Consider the following 15,105-nt stretch of genomic DNA (forward strand, 5'->3'; position numbering starts at 1 on the left):
GTCTTGCTGCCGCGTATTTCAAGGTTCGCCGCCGTGCCAGCACCGACACCGACCAGTCACGCGAGGCCTTTCACACCCGATAATTTCACGATGGGGTGTGCACACCCCGCCAGCGCTGAACCGCGCCGCTTATCCCCGCCCAGCCACCTGGCACAAGATCCAGCCCCAACACCCGATCCGGGTTCGTCGGTGGCGGCATGGCAACGCCAACTAGCGCCGAGAACCCAAACCGCGCATAATAGGGGGCGTCCCCCACCAGCAGCACACGCGACCACCCGGTTTCTGCCGCCTTGGCAAGGCTGTCGCGGATCAGCGCACCGCCCAATCCCTCCCCCTGATGGGTTGGGTGCACTGCAACCGGGCCCAACAGCAAAGCAGGCATTTGCCCCGTGCCAATCTGCACCGGCCAGAATCGGATCGCACCGGCCAGAATACCGTCTGCATCCCGCGCCACCTGGCTCAGCCCGCTGACCGGGGGCACCCCCTCTCGCAGGCGATAGGACGACAACGCCTCGCGACCCGGCGCAAAACACAGATCATATAGCGCCTCGACCTCCCAGCGGTCTTCGGGCTGCTCTGCCTTCAGTTCAATCACGCCGCCCTGCCTCCACGCCCGTCGCCGTCCTGCTGACACTGATCATCACTGCCGCACCTGCGGGCTTTGTCCCACAGCGCGCGGCAATCTCTCCCGGCAGGCTGGTCATCGGCCTAACACGGGCGTAAGCCTTGGGCAAACCCCGGCGACCGGATCAGCGAGCAAAACCAGCGCGCTACCGCCCCCGCCACGATATTGGAGACCCGCAGATGTTCTATCGCCCCGAAGATGGCCACGGCCTGCCGCACAACCCATTCAACGCCATTGTGACCCCGCGCCCCATCGGCTGGATCTCGTCGCGCGGGGCGGACGGCGGCAACAATCTCGCGCCCTATTCCTTTTTCAACGCGGTCGCCTATGAACCGCCGCAGGTGATGTTTGCCTCCACCTCCGCCAAGGCGGATCGCGACGGTACCAAGGACAGCGTCGCCAACATTGAAGAGACCGGCGTATTCTGTGTCAATGTGGTGTCCTATGCGCTGCGGGATGCGATGAACGCCAGCTCCGCACCGCTGCCAAAGGACATCAATGAATTCGAACATGCGGGACTTGAGATGGCCGATTGCGAGACCATCAGCTGTGGCCGTGTCGCCGCCGCCCCCGCCGCGCTGGAATGCAAACTGACGCAGATCGTGACCCTGCCCGGTGCTGCCAACAAGGTGGTGTTCGGCGAGGTGGTCGGCGTCCATCTGGATGACAGCTGCCTGAACGACGGCAGTTTTGATGTCACCCGGTTCCAGCCGCTGGCACGCCTTGGCTATCGCGACTACTCTGTTGTCCGAGATCTGTTTTCCCTCACCCGTCCGGATGAATGAGGCCCCGATATGCCGTTACCTGATCCAAAGAAACGCAATCCGATCACCCTGCCCGATGGCAGCGCCCATGCCGGTACCGTGATGCTGGCCGAGGCGATTGATCACCCGAATTTCAGCGCCGGTGCCTTTACCTATGCCTCCGCCTTTGAGCCGCCATCGGACTGGGCCATGTGTCTCGCGCCCTATCTGTTTGCCGGGTCGCGTGAACGGGTGGTGATTGGCAAATTCTGCCAGATTGCCGAAGGCGTGCGGTTCATCACCGCCTCAGCCAATCACGCGCAAGACGGCCTCAGCTGTTATCCCTTTCCGGTGTTTGATCACACCCAGATGACCGGGTTTCAACCCGATACCCGCGATACTATCGTGGGCAATGATGTCTGGATCGGCTACGGCGCAATGATCCTGCCCGGAGCCCGCGTTGGTGATGGCGCCATCATCGGCGCTGGTGCGGTGGTGCGGGGGTCTATCCCACCCTACGCCATCGTCACCGGCAACCCCGGCACCGTCCACAGCTACCGCTTCTCCAAGCCGCAGATTGCCCGGCTGCTGTCGTTGAAGTGGTGGGACTGGCCCGTCGATTTGATCAGCCGCGCCGAACCTGCCCTGCTGGCCGGGGATCTGGATATGCTGGAAACGCTGGCACCGGATTGATCCCTGCCCCACCAGATATGTCAAAACCGTCAAGACATCATAAAAATCCCGCGACACCGATAGGGTCGCGGGATTCATTTTAAGGCATCAATTTTGCGGCTTAGTGCCCGCCCAGAATCCCGGTTTTGACCGAGTAATCCACAGCGATCTCATAGTCCGGGTCATCGTCACTATCGACCATCAGATGCCCCGCCTTGGTCAGCAGCTGATGACAATCACGGCTCAGATGGCGCAGAACAATTGTCTTGCCCTCTGCCTCGTAACGACCCGCCAGTGTTTCGATCGCTTGCAGCGCGGATTGATCCACCACCCGGCTGCGGGCAAAATCCACGATCACGTGATCTGGGTCATTCGCCACATCGAACAGCTCAATAAACCCATCGGTGGAGCCAAAAAACAGCGGTCCCTCGATCTCGTAAACCTTGGCGCCCTTGTCGCTCTCGGACTCGCGGGTATAGGCGTGAATGCGGCGCGCATTGTTCCAGGCATAAGCCAGGGCTGAGACGATCACACCCACAACCACCGCAATCGCCAGGTCGGTCATCACCGTCACCACGGTCACCAGAACGATGACAAAGGCATCCATCAAGGGCACTTTGGTCATCACCTTGAAGCTGTTCCAGGCAAAGGTGCCGATCACCACCATGAACATCACGCCCACCAGTGCGGCCAGCGGGATCTGTTCAATCAATGGCGAGGCGACAACGATGAACGCCAGCAGGAACAGCGCCGCGGCAATGCCCGCGATCCGCGTCCGGCCACCGGATTTCACGTTGATCATCGACTGGCCGATCATCGCACAGCCGCCCATGCCGCCAAAGAACCCCGTCACCACATTCGACGCGCCCTGCGCGATGCATTCCTGGCTGGCCCCCCCGCGCTTGCCGGTGATTTCGCCCACCAGGTTCAGCGTCAGCAGGCTCTCGATCAGGCCAATCGCTGCCAGGATCACCGCATAGGGCAGGATAATCCACAGCGTCTCCAGCGTGAACGGCGCCAGTGCAGTGCCATAGAGCCCTTCACCGGTGCCAAACGGATTGTGGAAGGACGGCAAACCACCCTTGATCGAGGCCATATCACCAACGGTTGGCACGTTAATGCCAAAAACAATGACCAACGCCGCGACAATACCAATACCAGCCAGCGGCGCCGGAATGATCGCGGTGATCTTGGGCGTGCCCCAAATGATCAGCATGGTCAGCCCCACCAGACCCAGCATCATCACCAATTGTGAATTGGCCAACCAGGCGTCTGTGTTATCCGGATCCTTGAACTGGGTCAGCTGCGCCAGAAAGATCACAATCGCCAGACCGTTCACAAAGCCCAGCATCACCGGATGCGGCACCAGGCGGATAAACTTGCCCCAATGCATCACTCCCGCGATGATCTGCAAAATCCCCATCAGCACCACGGTGGCAAAGAGGTACTCAACCCCGTGCTGTGCGACCAACGCCACCATAACAACAGCCAGCGCTCCGGTCGCGCCCGAGATCATGCCAGGCCGTCCACCAAAAACCGCAGTAATCAGCCCGACCATAAAGGCCGCATATAGCCCGACCAGCGGATGCACACCCGCGACAAAGGCAAAGGCCACCGCCTCCGGCACCAAGGCCAGCGCGACGGTCAGGCCGGACAACAGCTCCGTGCGCACCCGAGAGACGGTAAAGCCCTCATCCTGCATGATGGAAAGATTGGGCGGTGAAATCTGCTTGGCGAGCGTCGCCATAATGCCGCGTGTCATGGGGTCACCTGTGATCGGGAAAGGGTCATGTTAGCGCCGCCCCTAGCGGAATTCCGCCATTGGGGCAAGGGCACGGCCCTTTGCGCCGCTTTCCTATGAGGTTCAGCCGCTGATTGGGTCAACCCTCCTGCCCAATTGTTTCGCACGCGAAACATTGCGGCAGCGCTGCTGACATTAAGCTTAAGAGATTGGTAACACTTAGCCACTCGCCCCACCTTGATTTGCCGGTGTTTTCACGAAACTGTCGCGTCATTGCACCCAAAGGATTTGACATGCTGCGATTTCAGAGCTGGGAAGAGATTGAGCCAACAGCCACCGAGGCGGAGCGAAAGCTGAAAGCGGCGGTGGAAGCGGGAGAATTCTGCCGCTGCGGCCCCGATGGTCAAACACCACCAGAGCCAGACGACTGGTCAAACCTTCCATCTGCGCGGCACATCCGCGCCGATGTGCTGCGGTTTTTCCTGTTGGGTGGCTGTACTGATGCCACTGTCACGGAAATCGGCGTTCTGCTTACGGGGGCATTTGTCAGTGGCGAACTGTCTTTAATAGACTGTGAAGTCGCACGGAATTTAATGTTTCACAATTGCGTATTCCAACATGGCATCTACGCCACCCGCTGCACCGCATTGAAAAACGTCGCGCTGGTCTCCTGCAAACTGCCGTATCTTGAAGCTGCCGGCCTCAAAACCGGTGGCCAGCTGTCCTGCATCGGCACAGAGTTCAAGAACGAGGACGAGATCGCACTGGACCTCCAGGGTGCTGATATTGGCCATGACCTATTCCTCCGCTCTGCGAAAATCTTCGGCGAAGCGGATCTGAATGGCCTCAAAACCGGTGGCCAGCTGTCCTGCATCGGCACAGAGTTCAAGAACAAGGACGGAAAGGCGCTGAACCTCCAAAACGCGGATATTGGCCAGAGCCTATTCCTCTCCTCTGCAAAAATCTTCGGCGAAGCGTATCTGATTGGCCTCAAAACCGGTGGCCATCTCGACTGCACCGCCGCCGAGTTCCAGAACAAGGACGGAAGGGCGCTGAACCTCCAAAACGCCAATATTGCAAGAGGCTTCATCTTCCGAGACCAGACCGCTGTCCAAGGCGTCGTAGATCTCAACGCAGCAAGATGCGGCGAACTTGTTGATGATCCCGACTGCTGGCCAGACGATGCGCAAAACGGTGAAAACCTCATCCTTGACGGCTTCACCTATCACCGCATCTTCGGCCCCACCGATGCCCGTACCCGGCTCAACTGGCTGGCCCGTGGTGACACCTGGCGTGGTGAATTCTTCCCTCAGCCCTACAAACAACTCGCCAAGGTTCTGCACGATATGGGGCATGAGACGGATGCAACCAAGGTCCGGGTCGCACTCGGAAAAAAGCTGCGACACCACGCCCGCAAAGAGCGCATTGCAAACGCCAAACACCCCATTCAACGCCTGTGGGCCATGGCAACAACGCCCGCCCTTTTGATCTGGCACAGCCTCTCCCTGCTCTTGACGGGCCATGGTTTTCGCCCAGAACGCAGCCTGATCGCCTTGGTGCTTCTGTGGGGTCTCGCCACCCTCCCCGCCCACCTCGCCTGGGAGGAAGGCAGCTTTGCCCCCAATTCGGCCGTTGCGCTACAATCAGGGGGCTGGGCGACATACCACGCAGACGATAACCACCCACCTCATCCCAACCCAGCCAAGGACTGGAGCCTGACCTCCACCATTGGCCGCGACTGGGAAAGCTTCAATCGCTATGCCTATGCGGCAGATCTTGTCGTCCCTATCATTGACCTAGGCCAGACCGATGCTTGGGCGCCCTCCACCACCCGCGGGCCATGGGGCTGGCATCTCTGGTGGGCGCGCTGGGTGTTCACGCTGGCGGGCTGGATTGTTACCGCCCTTGGCGCGGCGGCTTTGACCGGGATCATCCGGCGCGAGTGACCGCCGCCTGTCATCTTTCCCAAAATACTCTCGCCGAAGGCCTTGATCCCGCCCATTGGGCGGTATCAATCACATCAGCGCGGTGCCGCCCATTGGGCGGTATCAATCAATTTCCCCCCGGACGCTTGTCAAACCAGCTCCGGCTCAGGCACAACCAAGTGAGCAGCACAAGGGACAGATCACGTGACACAGGATACAATGATTGCGGTTATCGGCGGCTCGGGCCTCTATGACATCGACGGGCTGCAAAACGCCGAATGGGTCACAGTGGAAACGCCCTGGGGGGCGCCCTCAGATCAGATCCTGACCGGCGACCTCGATGGCGTGAAAATGGCGTTTCTGCCCCGTCACGGGCGCGGCCATGTGCATTCCCCGACCAAGGTTCCCTATCGCGCCAATATCGACGCGCTGAAACGTCTTGGCGTCACAGATGTCTTCTCCATCTCCGCCTGCGGCTCCTTCCGCGAGAACATGGCTCCGGGGGATTTTGTTATTGTTGACCAGTTCATCGACCGCACATTTGCGCGCGATAAGAGCTTCTTCGGCACCGGCTGTGTGGCCCATGTGAGCGTGGCGCACCCGACCTGCGAGCGCCTGTCCGATGCGGCAGAGAGCGCCGCCAGAGATGCCGGCATCAAAGTGCATCGCGGCGGCACCTATCTGTGTATGGAGGGGCCGCAGTTCTCCTCCATGGCGGAAAGCAAAATGTACCGCAGCTGGGGCTGTGACGTGATTGGCATGACCAATATGCCCGAGGCGAAACTGGCCCGCGAGGCTGAACTTTGCTATGCCTCCATCGCCATGGTGACGGATTTCGACAGCTGGCACCCCGAACATGGCGCGGTGGAGATCACTGACATCATCGCCACCCTCACCGGCAACTCCGCCAAGGGCCGCGCGCTGGTACAGCGCCTGCCAGCCCTGCTGGGCCAGACCCGCGCCGCCTGCCCGCACGGCTGCGATACCGCGCTGGAACATGCCATCATGACCGCCCCGGAAAAACGCAGCGCCGCCCTAGTGGCCAAACTGGATGCCGTCGCAGGTCGCGTTCTGGGCTAGGCTCACCGCGATGGGGGCGCGCGGCTGGTTCCGAAAGGTCACAGCCATGCCCCGTAACCGTGCCATCTGCGCCCCAGACTTGCCTGCATCCCCGGCATCGGCGACATATTCCAGGTCCCGCTGCCCGCACCGGTCGCAGGTGACACAGATAGACACCCAGACGACCACAAAGGGGACCCCCTATGGCCCGCAAGACCGCTGTCAAAGATTACATCCGCACCATCGTAGATTTCCCTCACGAGGGCATCATGTTCCGCGATGTCACCACGCTTTTTGCCGACCCGCGCGGGTTTCGCATGGCCATCGACCAGATGTTGCACCCCTACGCAGGCGAGCAGATCGACAAGGTTGTGGGGCTTGAGGCGCGCGGCTTCATCCTTGGTGGGGCCATTGCCCATCAGCTAAGCGTTGGCTTTGTACCGATCCGCAAAAAGGGCAAGCTGCCCGGCACCACCATCAGCCAGGAGTACAAACTGGAATACGGCGAGGCGATCATGGAAATCCATGACGACGCCATCCAGCCCGGCGAAAAGATCCTTGTTGTCGATGACCTTCTTGCCACCGGCGGCACTGCGGCGGCCGGCATCAAGCTGATCGAGCGACTGGGCGGCGAAATTGTCTCTTGTGCCTTTATCATCGACCTGCCGGAATTGGGCGGACGCAAAGTGCTTGAGGATCTTGGCATGGATGTCACCGTGCTCTGCGAGTTCGAGGGCGCCTGAGCCCCTGCAACTGGGGCTGGGTCACCTCTTTATGATCGAAAGATCGCCCTTTTCAATCACATAAATGTGAGTGGAATTTCTGCAAGCGCGCGGCTTAGGCGGCGCGCTTTTTTTGTCAACTTGCGCCCGGCGAAAACCCGCCAGATCCAAACCGCAATCCTCGCCGTAACCCCCTCAATGCCAGCTTGGGCATGCAAATCAAAACAGAGGAATGTACTCATGATCCGCAAGACACTTCTGACCGCTGCCGCCACTCTCGCTCTGACCACCTCCGCCTTTGCGGGTGGCCATGCCAAGGACATCGTCGACACCGCGGCGGGGGCTGGGGATTTCTCGACACTGGTTGCTGCGGTGCAGGCCGCTGGTCTGGTTGAGACCCTCAAAGGCGACGGCCCCTTTACCGTCTTTGCCCCGACCGATGCCGCCTTTGCCGCCCTGCCCGCAGGCACAGTCGATGAGCTTCTGAAGCCGGAGAACAAGGATAAGCTGATCGAAATCCTGACCTACCACGTGGTTCCCGGCAAGGTGATGTCCGGTGATCTGGTCGATGATATGAAAGCCGCGACCGTTCAGGGTAGCGAAGTCACCATTGATCTGGACAGCGGCGTGATGGTTGACGAGGCAACGGTCACAACGGCTGATATCGAGGCTGAAAACGGCGTGATCCACGTCATCGACACCGTTATCATGCCCTAAGTTTCAGGCGGGTGGCCAGCGAAGCGGTTCGCGCGGCCCCCACCCCTGAGTGGCGCGCCCGTTCCTGTGGTCTTTTTCCTTTCGGACCAAAGGCAGGGGCTGTGGCCACGGTCGGCAGCGACGGCCCGAGATACCGCTGCCGACAAAATCTGCGGCGATTGACACCCCTGCCGTCCCTCTCCCCTCTTGGAAGGGGTGAAAACCGTTGCAGCGTGTCGGCGCGTCTCATAGCGTGCCGACATGTCTACATCCGCAATCCTCGACAGCCGTTATTCCTGGACCAGGCTTCTGGTGACACTGGCCATTGCCACAGTGGCCAATGTCGGCATGTGGGCGGTGATTGTGGTGATGCCTGCGGTCGAGGTCGAATTCGGCGCCGATCGCGCTGCGGCCTCTCTTCCCTATACATTGACGATGATCGGCTTTGCCGTGGGCAATCTGGTGATTGGCCGGCTGGTCGACCGGTTTGGCATCACGCTGGCGCTCTGCGCAGCGGCACTGCTCAGCGCGATCAGCTACGGGTTGGCGATGCTGGCGCCGGATATGATCTGGCTGTCGGCAGCGCATCTGTTTCTGGGGCTGGGCACGGCGGCCGGATTTGGGCCGCTGATTGCCGATATCTCCCACTGGTTTCAACGACGGCGCGGCATAGCGGTGGCACTGGTCGCCAGCGGCAATTACCTCTCCGGTGCGATCTGGCCCACGGCGCTGGCCGGAATGCTGGCCGAAAGCGGGTGGCGCAGCGTCTATGCCACCCTTGCCGGGGTCACGCTGCTGGTGGTGATCCCGCTGTCGGTGGTCTTGCGACGCCGCATCGCATTCGACGCGCAGGGCGACAGCGCGGCGGTTTCCGCCAGCAATGCCGCACGGGTGGGGCTCTCTCCGCGTCAATTGCAATGGATATTGGGGTTGGCAGGCATCGGCTGCTGCGTCGCTATGTCGATGCCCCAAGTTCATATCGTCGCCTATTGCGTTGGCCTTGGCTATGGCCCGACGGTGGGGGCTGAGATGCTGTCGCTGATGTTGCTGGGCGGCGTGGTCAGCCGGGTGATTTCTGGTCTGGTCGCGGATCGGTTCGGCGGCGTGCGCACACTGCTGGTGGGGTCCATCCTGCAATGTATCGCACTGTTTCTATACCTGCCCTATGACGGCATGGTCTCGCTTTATCTGGTCAGCGCCATCTTCGGGCTGGCACAGGGCGGGATCGTCCCCAGCTATGCACTGGTGGTGCGGGAATATATGCCCCCGCAGGAGGCAGGCACCCGCGTGGGTTTCGTGATGATGATGACCATCCTCGGCATGGCCCTGGGGGGATGGATGTCGGGCTGGATCTACGACGTCAGCGGATCCTATCAGCTGGCCTTTGTGAACGGCATCTTCTGGAACGGGCTGAATATCGCGATCATGGTGCTGCTGCTGATGCGCAGCCGACCGGCGCGGCCCCGGATGCAGCCAGCCTGAGCCACCTTACCTGTCCTACCCGTCCTTAGTCGGCGAGTGGCACCACGGCGCCGGGGTTCATGATACCGTGCGGATCCAGCGCCTGTTTGATCGCCTGCATCGCCGCCAGTTTCACCGGATCACCATAGCGCTGCAGATCCGCCACCTTCAGCCGTCCGATGCCATGTTCAGCACTGACCGAGCCGTCGTATTCATGGGTCAGATCATGCACGCAACGCTTCACGTCATCTCTCAGATGCTCATAAGCTCTACGGTCCTTCCCTTGCGCGGGAAAGACGTTGTAGTGCAAATTACCATCGCCCAGATGACCAAAGCAATTGATCCGCATATCCCCCAGCGCTGCCAGACGCTTGCCACCCTCGACAATGAAATCGGGAATACGTGAAATCGGGACCGATATATCGTGACTAGAGACCGAGCCGATGCGGCGGTTGCCCTCGGGGATATGCTCGCGCACCGACCACAGCGCCTGCCGCTGCGCCTCTGACTGGGCGATAACGCCATCGGCGCAAAGCCCGGCCTCAAGTGCGCTCTCGAACACTGCCGCCAGCGCCTCCGCCGGGCTGCGCCCCCAGGGCAGACCAAGATCAATCAGCACGCACCAGTCCGGCAGATCGTCAAAGGGCAGGCGCAGATCCGGCAGGGTTTCGCGCAGGAACTCCAACCCCTGCCGGTGGATCAGTTCAAAGGCGCTGATTGTCTCGCCCAGTTGATCACGGGCCATTGCCAAAAGGTCAATCGCTGCCGCCGGGGAGGCCACCGTCAGAATCGCGGTGCCCTCTTCCGCCGGGATCGGCGAAAGCTTCAACGAGGCGGCGGTGATGATGCCCAGCGTGCCCTCGGCCCCGATCAGCAGGTTTCGCAGATCATACCCAGTGTTGTCCTTGCGCAGACGGCTCAGCCCCTGCCAGATCTCACCATTGGGCAGCACCGCCTCCAGCCCCAGACAGAGATCGCGGGCGTTGCCGTAGCGCAGAACATTGACGCCACCGGCATTGGTGGCCAGCGTGCCGCCGATGCGCGCGGTTCCCTCTGCGGCCAGTGACAGCGGGAACAGTCGACCCGCCTCCGTAGCGGCGCGTTGTACGTCAGCCAAGATCATGCCCGCCTCAACCGCGATAACGTTCTCCTGCGGGTAAACTTCGCGCAGGGCGGTCATGCGCTCCAGCGAGATCACCAGCGGTGCCGGCCCCTCCGCGCCCATGATCTGCCCGCCAACAAGCCCGGTGCCGCCGCCGTAGGGCACCACCGGCACACGGGCGGCATGGGCCGCGCGCAGCAGCGTGGCGACTTCTTCGGTGCTGCGCGGCAGGGCAATGACACCCGCCTGCCCGTGATAGCGGCCGCGCGGTTCTTGCAGATACCGGGGGTCCGCCGGGCGCAGAGTATCTGCAGGCAGCAACGCGCGCAGATGATCGACAAAACCGGTGTCCGCAGGGTTCAGGGTCATGCGCGTCTCTCCTATTGTCGTGATATGCAATCGACCGCACCCATTGGGCGTCAGGCTTGCCCGACCTGCGTGCGGCCGCGCCGATCATGGCGCAACGAAGCATATAGGACATGTGTCCGCCAGCGCCCGTTGATTTGCAAATAAGATTGAGCCACGCCCTCATATTTGAAGCCGGCACTCTCCAATAGCCCACGGGAGGCGGCGTTTTCCGGCAAACACGCCGCCTCGATCCGGCTCAGATCCAGCTTGGTAAAGGCGTGATGCACCACCGCCCCGATCGCCTCGCGCATATACCCATGCCGGGCAAAGGGCTGACCGGTCCAATACCCCAGCGTGCCCGCCTGTGCAGGCCCGCGCCGGATATTGTCCAGCGTGATCGCCCCGACCAGCAGCTGATCGCTGCGCCGGATCAGAAACAGCGGCAGCGCCGAGCCAGAGCTGACCGCCCGGCGCGCCCAGTAAACCCGGTTGGTGAAGCTTTTGCGGCTCAGATGATCCGCGGCCCAGCTGGGCTCCCACGGGGTGAGATAGCCCTGGCTGTGCTGGCGCAACGCGGCCCAGTCGCGAAAATCCGCATGGATCGGCGGCCTGAGCGTCAGGCGTTCGGTCTCGATACGCACTTTGCGTCCGGTCAGCAGCATCAGGCCGCGCGCCTCTCCTGCAGAGCGGCCAGCGGGGCGGCATCGCCCACCGGACCATAGAGCGCCAGCGCCATAGACGCGCGGTGCGCCATATCCTCGGCCATGGCGCGCACATCGGCGGTGGTCACCGCATCAATCCGCGCCACGGTGTCCTCCAGTGGCGGCACCTCGTCCCAGATCTGCACCAGACGGGCCAGCCGTTCGGCGCGGTTGGTCGGGCTTTCCAGCCCCATCAGCATCCCCGCCTTCATCTGTGCGCGCGCACGATCCACCTCAGCGTCGCTCATGTCGCTGGCGGCACGCTTCATCTCGTCGATGGTGATGCCAGCCAATTCATCCAGCTGATCGCCGGACGTGCCCGCATAAAGCGTCAGCGTGCCGGTGTCGGCATAGGCACCGGTCTGGGCAAAGATCGTGTAGCACAGGCCGCGTTTTTCGCGCACCTCCTGGAACAGGCGGCTCGACATGCCGCCGCCCAGGGCGCTGGAGTAGATCTGCGCGGTATAGATCGCATCGTCGCGGTATCCCGGTCCCTCGAATGCCAGCGCGATATGGGCCTGTTCCAGCGCCTTCTCCTGCCGCGCCTCACCACCGGTGAAGGTTGCCGCCGCAGGCATAACCAGCGTCTTGGGGACCATGCTGCCGAACAGCTCTTCGGCCAGTTTCACGATTGTGTCATGGTCCACCGCACCGGAGGCGGCAAGGATCATCTGACCCGGTCCGTAGTGTTCACCGACAAACCGCTCCAGATCCTCACGGTCAAAGGCACGCACCCGCTCAGCCGGACCAAGGATGGTCCGCCCGATGGGTTGGTCATGATAGCTTTCTTCCTGCAGCCAATCGAAAATCACATCATCGGGCGTATCCAGCGCCTGACCGATTTCCTGCAAGATCACACCACGCTCAATTTCGATCTCGCGCGGGTCAAACACCGGGTTCAGCACGATGTCAGCCACGACATCCAACGCCAGCGGCACATCTTCCTGCAACACGCGGGCGTAATAGGCCGTCACCTCGCGGCTGGTGTAGGCGTTGATATAGCCTCCCACATCCTCAATCGCCTCGGCAATTTCCAGCGCGCTGCGCCGCTTGGTGCCTTTGAACGCCATATGCTCAAGAAAATGAGCGATCCCGTTCTGCTCAATCCGCTCGTTCCGCCCGCCTGCGGTCACCCAGACGCCGATGGCAGCAGATTGCAGCCCTGGCATGGTTTCGGTGACGATCCTGAACCCGTTGGCGAGTTGGTGTTGTTGAACTGTCAATGCGCGATGTGCTTTCTGATATGTGTCTCAAGAGTGGTCAGATCATTGGCGATCCGGGTCACCCGTTCCGATCTGTCATACAGATCTGCCATGCGCGGGGGAAGAGGCGGATGAATGCCGCTCGCCTCTTCTACCGCCGCCGGGAATTTCGCCGGATGCGCAGTGGCGAGCGTCACCATCGGAACCGATGTTTCACGTTGTTCGTTGGCAACCTTCACGCCGATGGCACTATGCGGGCAGAGCAGCTCACCCGAGGCGGCGCGTTCCGATTTGATGGTGGCGGAGGTTTCTTCTTCCGAGCAGCGGCCAGAGACATAGTGTTCCTGCAAGGCCTGCATGGCGCCTTGGCTCACCTCGAAACCACCCGACTTCAGCTCGTCCATCAGCTGGGCCACGGCGGCGCCGTCCTGCCCGTAGGCATAGAACAGCGCGCGTTCAAAGTTCGATGACACCTGAATGTCCATCGACGGCGAGATCGACGGAATGGTCTCGCCCTTGTGATAACCCTGGCCGCTCAGGCAGCGGTGCAGAATGTCGTTCTGATTGGTCGCCACCACCAGCTGGTCAATCGGCAGCCCCATCTGTTTGGCGATGAAGCCTGCGAAAATGTCACCGAAGTTGCCGGTCGGCACGGTAAAGCTCACCTTGCGCTCCGGCGCGCCCAGCGACACCGCAGAGGTGAAGTAATAGACCACCTGCGCCAGCACGCGGGCAAAATTGATGGAGTTCACACCGGCCAGACGGACCTCATCGCGGAAGTCAAAGTCGTTGAACATATCCTTCAGCGCGGCCTGACAATCGTCGAAATCGCCATCCACCGCCAGCGCATGTACATTGGCATCAGTCGGCGTGGTCATCTGGCGGCGCTGAACCTCGGACACTCGCCCATGCGGATAAAGGATGAAGACATTGACCGCATCCAAACCACCAAAGGCCTGAATCGCCGCAGAGCCGGTGTCGCCGGAGGTGGCCCCCACGATGGTCACGCTTTCGCCGCGTCGCTTCAGCGCGGTTTCAAACAGCTGGCCGATCAGCTGCATGGCAAAATCCTTGAACGCCAGCGTCGGGCCGTGGAACAGCTCCAGCAGGAAATGGTTCGGCGCCAGTTGCACCAGCGGCGCGCGCGCGGCATGGCCAAAGCCGTCATAGGCCCGGGCGATGATGCCGCGGAATTCCTCGTCCGTGAAGCAATCGCCAAGGAACGGGCGCATCACGCGAAACGCGACCTCCTCATAGGAGAGACCGGCAAGGGCCGCGATCTCATCCTTGGACATGGTCGGAATTTCGGCCGGAACATAAAGCCCGCCGTCACGGGCAAGCCCGGTCAGCATGGCGTCTTCAAAGGTCAGCTCGGGCGCCTGGCCCCGGGTCGAGATATATTTCATCGCTTCAGCCTTCGGATTTTGGGCGCGAGCGCCATAGGAAATAGGTGGTCATAGCGGCCCAGATAAAGGCCAGCGAAAACCACGTGATCACGTATTGCAAGTGATTGTTCTGGATGCCTGCGGTGGTCACCGGCTGCGGTGTCACATCTGCGTCGGCAGAGGCGCTGCGGGCCACGATCAGCACCGGTTCGGTGCCCAGCCGTTCGGCCATATAAGACACATCGCGCGCATAGAGGATATTGGTATCGACCTCGGGCGGCGGGGTGGTCCAGTCGCCCTCATCCGGCCACAGGAGGTTGCCGGTGATTGAGGTGGCGCCGGTGGCACGCGCGCGCTCCTTGCCGGCGGCGGGAACAAATCCACGGTCCAACAGCACCCGGCGGCCATCTTCCGTCAGAAAGGGTGCGATGATACGGTAGCCGGTCTCCGCCTCTTTGGTGACCCAGAAGACATGCAGCTCGCCCTCATCGATCTCACCTGCGACAGTGACGGCACGGTAGCGGTCCCGATCCTCGGTGGGGGATTGCGGCAGGGCAACAGGGGTCGCGGCGATGCGGGTTGTGATGGTCTGTAGAAGATCCGCTTTCCACGCCAGCCGTTGTATCTGCCAGATCCCCAGCGCCAACAGCGCCGCAAGGCCCAGTCCGCCAACCAGGGAAAGAAAGATCAACCGCCGCATCACGCTGTCCTTGCGAATGAGAA

The 15,105-nt window shown here is 61.4% G+C and carries 14 protein-coding genes; 7 read left to right on the plus strand and 7 right to left on the minus strand.

The window, feature by feature from the left end; translation table 11 throughout:
- Positions 1-85 precede the first annotated feature (85 nt).
- Positions 86-595, minus strand: a complete 510-nt coding sequence (locus tag PhaeoP97_RS13375) for a GNAT family N-acetyltransferase (protein WP_072505482.1) — start codon at positions 593-595, stop codon at positions 86-88.
- Positions 596-804: 209 nt separating this feature from the next.
- Here PhaeoP97_RS13375 and PhaeoP97_RS13380 point away from each other — a divergent pair, with 209 nt between their 5' ends.
- Positions 805-1,410 (plus strand): flavin reductase family protein, encoded by a 606-nt coding sequence (locus tag PhaeoP97_RS13380; protein ID WP_072505483.1) that lies wholly within the window; start codon positions 805-807, stop codon positions 1,408-1,410.
- A 9-nt stretch (positions 1,411-1,419) separates the two neighbouring features.
- Positions 1,420-2,061, plus strand: coding sequence for a CatB-related O-acetyltransferase (locus tag PhaeoP97_RS13385; protein WP_072505484.1), 642 nt, complete (start codon positions 1,420-1,422; stop codon positions 2,059-2,061).
- Positions 2,062-2,161: 100 nt separating this feature from the next.
- Here PhaeoP97_RS13385 and PhaeoP97_RS13390 read toward each other — a convergent pair whose 3' ends face one another.
- Complete coding sequence (locus PhaeoP97_RS13390; protein WP_072505485.1) at positions 2,162-3,802, minus strand: SulP family inorganic anion transporter; 1,641 nt, start codon at positions 3,800-3,802, stop codon at positions 2,162-2,164.
- A 272-nt stretch (positions 3,803-4,074) separates the two neighbouring features.
- On the opposite strand from PhaeoP97_RS13390, the gene PhaeoP97_RS13395 reads away from it, so the two are divergent.
- The 5 genes from PhaeoP97_RS13395 (at position 4,075) to PhaeoP97_RS13415 (ending at position 9,665) form a co-directional block, all read left to right on the plus strand.
- A complete protein-coding gene (locus tag PhaeoP97_RS13395; RefSeq protein ID WP_072505486.1) occupies positions 4,075-5,727 on the plus strand; it encodes a hypothetical protein in 1,653 nt (550 codons plus the stop codon).
- A gap of 183 nt (positions 5,728-5,910) precedes the next feature.
- Positions 5,911-6,786 carry an S-methyl-5'-thioadenosine phosphorylase gene (locus PhaeoP97_RS13400; protein ID WP_237028942.1) on the plus strand — a complete coding sequence of 292 codons (876 nt, stop codon included), beginning with the start codon at positions 5,911-5,913 and terminating at the stop codon, positions 6,784-6,786.
- A gap of 182 nt (positions 6,787-6,968) precedes the next feature.
- Complete coding sequence (locus PhaeoP97_RS13405) at positions 6,969-7,508, plus strand: adenine phosphoribosyltransferase (RefSeq protein WP_014879272.1); 540 nt, start codon at positions 6,969-6,971, stop codon at positions 7,506-7,508.
- A 219-nt stretch (positions 7,509-7,727) separates the two neighbouring features.
- Complete coding sequence (locus PhaeoP97_RS13410) at positions 7,728-8,204, plus strand: fasciclin domain-containing protein (protein ID WP_072505488.1); 477 nt, start codon at positions 7,728-7,730, stop codon at positions 8,202-8,204.
- A 240-nt stretch (positions 8,205-8,444) separates the two neighbouring features.
- The gene (locus PhaeoP97_RS13415) at positions 8,445-9,665 is read left to right on the plus strand and encodes an MFS transporter (RefSeq protein WP_072505489.1); all 1,221 of its coding nucleotides are present in this window, start codon (positions 8,445-8,447) and stop codon (positions 9,663-9,665) included.
- 25 nt (positions 9,666-9,690) lie between these two features.
- Here the strand turns inward: PhaeoP97_RS13415 and PhaeoP97_RS13420 are convergent, their stop codons facing one another.
- The 5 genes from PhaeoP97_RS13420 to PhaeoP97_RS13440 are packed head-to-tail and all read right to left on the minus strand — an operon-like array spanning position 9,691 to position 15,082.
- On the minus strand, positions 9,691-11,115 hold the full coding sequence (locus PhaeoP97_RS13420; protein ID WP_072505490.1) for an FAD-binding oxidoreductase: 1,425 nt from the start codon (positions 11,113-11,115) through the stop codon (positions 9,691-9,693).
- A gap of 50 nt (positions 11,116-11,165) precedes the next feature.
- Positions 11,166-11,756, minus strand: a complete 591-nt coding sequence (locus PhaeoP97_RS13425) for a GNAT family N-acetyltransferase (protein ID WP_024098231.1) — start codon at positions 11,754-11,756, stop codon at positions 11,166-11,168.
- A complete protein-coding gene (locus PhaeoP97_RS13430; protein WP_072505491.1) occupies positions 11,756-13,018 on the minus strand; it encodes a M16 family metallopeptidase in 1,263 nt (420 codons plus the stop codon). The genes PhaeoP97_RS13425 and PhaeoP97_RS13430 overlap by 1 nt, the downstream gene beginning before the upstream one ends.
- Positions 13,015-14,403, minus strand: a complete 1,389-nt coding sequence (gene thrC / locus PhaeoP97_RS13435; RefSeq protein WP_072505492.1) for a threonine synthase — start codon at positions 14,401-14,403, stop codon at positions 13,015-13,017. Before thrC ends, PhaeoP97_RS13430 begins: the two co-directional genes overlap by 4 nt.
- A gap of 4 nt (positions 14,404-14,407) precedes the next feature.
- Positions 14,408-15,082, minus strand: a complete 675-nt coding sequence (locus PhaeoP97_RS13440; RefSeq protein WP_072506480.1) for an SURF1 family protein — start codon at positions 15,080-15,082, stop codon at positions 14,408-14,410.
- Positions 15,083-15,105: the final 23 nt, after the last annotated feature.

It is taken from the genome of Phaeobacter porticola, assembly GCF_001888185.1.
GTDB lineage: Bacteria > Pseudomonadota > Alphaproteobacteria > Rhodobacterales > Rhodobacteraceae > Phaeobacter > Phaeobacter porticola.